At 33.4% G+C, this 2,615-nt stretch carries 4 protein-coding genes; 1 reads left to right on the plus strand and 3 read right to left on the minus strand.

Annotated elements, in window-relative coordinates; all coding sequences use genetic code 11:
- Positions 1-63: 63 nt before the first annotated feature.
- The gene (locus BHE89_RS14285) at positions 64-801 is read left to right on the plus strand and encodes a phosphatase (protein ID WP_069369379.1); all 738 of its coding nucleotides are present in this window, start codon (positions 64-66) and stop codon (positions 799-801) included.
- Between the two features lie 76 nt (positions 802-877).
- On the opposite strand, the gene BHE89_RS14290 is transcribed toward BHE89_RS14285, so the two are convergent.
- Genes BHE89_RS14290 through BHE89_RS14295 form a run of 3 tightly spaced genes read right to left on the minus strand, consistent with a single transcriptional unit; the run spans position 878 to position 2,479 of the window.
- The gene (locus BHE89_RS14290) at positions 878-1,756 is read right to left on the minus strand and encodes a methyl-accepting chemotaxis protein (RefSeq protein ID WP_286146163.1); all 879 of its coding nucleotides are present in this window, start codon (positions 1,754-1,756) and stop codon (positions 878-880) included.
- Positions 1,734-2,120: a Tar ligand binding domain-containing protein gene (locus tag BHE89_RS25890; protein ID WP_286146164.1), complete on the minus strand. Its 387-nt coding sequence runs from the start codon at positions 2,118-2,120 to the stop codon at positions 1,734-1,736. Before BHE89_RS25890 ends, BHE89_RS14290 begins: the two co-directional genes overlap by 23 nt.
- A complete protein-coding gene (locus BHE89_RS14295; protein WP_128860572.1) occupies positions 2,057-2,479 on the minus strand; it encodes a Tar ligand binding domain-containing protein in 423 nt (140 codons plus the stop codon). Before BHE89_RS14295 ends, BHE89_RS25890 begins: the two co-directional genes overlap by 64 nt.
- Positions 2,480-2,615 lie beyond the last annotated feature (136 nt).

A 2,615-nucleotide genomic window follows, 5' to 3' on the forward strand; every position in this document is an offset into this window, starting at 1 on the left:
ATTCTTATATTTAAGAAAACCATCTTATCGATGTTCATAAGGTGTTTTAGAAAGGAGTTATTTATGTATCCTGTTGATTTACATGCTCATACTATTGCTAGTACACATGCTTACAGTACAGTTAGTGAATATTTCCAACAAGCTAAAAAGCAGGGAATTCAATTGTTTGCAATTACAGACCATGGTCCAGATATGGATGATGGGCCTCATGAATGGCATTTTTCTAATTTACCCGTGATCCCCCGTATTATTGATGGTGTTGGCATACTTTATGGTATAGAAGCGAACATTAAAAATATTAAAGGTGAAACAGATTGTAGTGAGAAAATGAGCAAGAAATTAGATATTGTACTTGCTGGTTTTCATGATCCAGTAATGAGCTCATTAGGCATTGTTGATAATACAAAAGCATTAATAGCAACAATAGCAAGTGGTTGTGTTCAAATGATTACGCATCCAGGTAATCCGAAATACCCAATAGAAATTGCTGAAGTTGCAAAAGCGGCTGCAGCTTATAACGTTGCTTTAGAAATGAATAATTCATCATTTATTCATTCTAGAGTAGGGAGTGAGAAAAACTGCATAGACATAGCGAAAGCAGTACGTGATGCTGGAGGACTTATTGCGCTAGGCTCTGACTCACACATAGCCTCTTCATTAGGAAATTTTGATCGAGTATTAGACGTATTAGCTCAAATAGACTTTCCACAAGAGCGTATATTAAATGTAACCCCAAGAAGGGTGTTAGATTTTCTAAAATCACACGGCAAAAAAGAGATCCCTGAATTTAGCCATTTTTAATGTTGGTTTAAATCAGTAATAAGAAAAAGCTATCCTAAGATTAAGATAGCTTTTATGATGCGGGGGGATTTAACACTTACTGATGAAAAACCGTTAATTCTTGTTTTAGTCTATCTGATTGTGTTTGCAAAGAATCTAATGAACTGACTAATTCTCGAGTCATGGTTGAGTTAGCTTGTGTTGTTTGATCTAATTGATTTATTGCATCTTCAATTTGGGCAATACCATTACTCTGTTCATTTGTAGAAATAGAAATATCGTGGATCATTTCATTAATATTTTCAGTATGCTTAGAAATATCTACCATATTATCGTTTGCGTCAGCGGCTAGCTGAAAACACTGATTTATTTTTTTACTTGAATTAGCGACAAGGACTTTTATCTCTTTTGATGCCAAATTACAGCTAATCGATAATTCTCTTACTTCTTTAGCGACAACCGCAAAGCCTTTTCCGTGTTCACCCACCCTTGCTGCTTCTACGGCGGCATTTAAAGCCAATAGATTTGTTTGGAAGGCAATATTGTCGATCGTAGAGGTAATATCGTTAATTTGTTCAGAGAATGTGACAACTTCATGCATATTCTCAACAACGTTAGCGAGCATTTCATTGCTTTGATGGATCATCGTATCTGTTTTTGTGACTAACTCACAGGATGCTTGTGTATTTTCTGCATGTTGTTTGGATGTAACACTTAATTGTCGTATCCCCGCTGAGGTTTCGAGTACAGCTGCTGATTGTTGTTCAACACGAATAGCAAGATTATTGTTCATCACAGCAATATCGCTCAATTCCGAATTAATTAGGCCCGAGCTGTGATTGATGTTATTGACGATCCGTTTTATCTGGTCACGCATTTTTTGAATATTCGCTGTGAGAATATTTATTTCAAATAAACCTTTTGTAGTAACATCAGTCGCTAATTCTCCGTTACTAATATCTTCGATATTTTTCATTATAGCGTTTAAAGGTGAAATAAAGTTTTTTCGTAATACAACTTGAACTAAGAAAGAAAAAAACAACAATTAATATTGAAATGACGATCAAGCTGTAAATAATTTTATCGTACAGTAATTCACCTTCACCTAATGAAGCTGTGTAATAAGTTTCTAACTGTTGATGATAGTTTGTATAGGCTTGCTCAAAATTGTCTTGGTAAGTTTGTGTCGGTTGATTTAAATACTCGTATGTTTTGCCTTGTTCTAGGAAGGCTAAAAATTCAATAAGTGCTGCATTAAGCTCAGTATATTTTTGCTCTAATTGTTGTATATAACTTTGATCTTCAACATGATGAGAAAAAATTTTTGAAGTTCTTTCCATCCATTTTCAACGTGTTGAAGTTTTTCTTTGGTTTGTTGTAATAATGAAGAGATGTCAGTATTTGCAGTAGCCATTTTATTAATGATTAATAAGTGACGAGAGCTGGCTCTATTTAGGGTATTCCGTGTTTGTAGTAGATTTTCCCATGTGTTATTTAGTAGTGATTGTTCATGATAGATAGTATTTAGTGTGTTTAAATTTCTCTTGTAATCATTAACGGAAGAGAGGAATAAAACACAAGCTAACCCAAGAAGTAAGATTAAAGAGCCAGTAATAAGCCAAACTAAAGTAGTTGTTTTTAAACTCGACATATTAAAAGAGACGTTTGGCAAATAACGTTGTTTGAAGTTCTTAAACATGTAATGTTATTTCCTTTTCATAAAAATATAACTGTGTAATTTATTGATTTTTAAGTTTTATTTTTACTTCCTGTAACTGGTATAGACAAAGAATTAAAAAACAAAATGAAAATATGTTTTTAGCTCACTCTTTGAT

This window comes from Shigella sp. FC1967, assembly GCF_001743005.1.
GTDB lineage: Bacteria > Pseudomonadota > Gammaproteobacteria > Enterobacterales > Enterobacteriaceae > Proteus.

Coding starts and splice junctions, on each gene's coding strand:
- BHE89_RS14290 (WP_286146163.1), bottom strand. CDS start 1,756: ATGAAAAATATCGAAGATATTAGTAACGGAGAATTAGCGACTGATGTT.
- BHE89_RS14285 (WP_069369379.1), top strand. CDS start 64: ATGTATCCTGTTGATTTACATGCTCATACTATTGCTAGTACACATGCT.
- BHE89_RS25890 (WP_286146164.1), bottom strand. CDS start 2,120: ATGGAAAGAACTTCAAAAATTTTTTCTCATCATGTTGAAGATCAAAGT.
- BHE89_RS14295 (WP_128860572.1), bottom strand. CDS start 2,479: ATGTTTAAGAACTTCAAACAACGTTATTTGCCAAACGTCTCTTTTAAT.